This window comes from Streptomyces sp. DH12 (genome assembly GCF_020873895.1).
Taxonomy (GTDB): Bacteria; Actinomycetota; Actinomycetes; order Streptomycetales; family Streptomycetaceae; genus Streptomyces.
The window spans coordinates 1-411 of the sequence record NZ_JAHWGT010001439.1 but is presented as its reverse complement, the minus strand read 5'-3'; the positions used below and the strand labels follow the sequence as shown (position 1 = coordinate 411).

Sequence of the window (411 nt, the reverse complement as noted above, 5' to 3'; positions counted from 1 at the left end):
GAAGATCTGCGACTTCGGCATCGCCCGCCTCGGGCACGACATCGGCCTCACCTCCCGGCTCACCGGCACCGGCGTCGCCATGGGCACTCCGCACTACATGTCGCCGGAACAGATCGCCGGGGGAGAGGTCGACCGGCGCAGCGACCTGTACTCCTTCGGATGCGTGCTCTACGAGATCGCCACCGGGGCGCCGCCGTTCGACCTGGACGACCCCTGGGCCGTCCTCGTCGGCCACCGCGACACCCCGCCCCGGCCGCCGCGCCGCCACCGCGCGGAGCTGCCCGAGCGGCTGGAGCGCGTCATCCTCGACCTGCTGGCCAAGGACCCGGCCGACCGTCCGGACAGCGCCGTCGAACTCGCCGGACGCATCGAGGAGTTACGGTCCGTGCCGGGCACGGCCGGGCGCCCGGC

General features: G+C 74.0%; 1 protein-coding gene. It reads left to right on the top strand.

The annotated features are described in order from the left end of the window. Positions 1-411: serine/threonine-protein kinase (locus tag LPA54_RS40470; RefSeq protein ID WP_228985422.1), on the top strand; the 411-nt coding region annotated here is incomplete at both ends.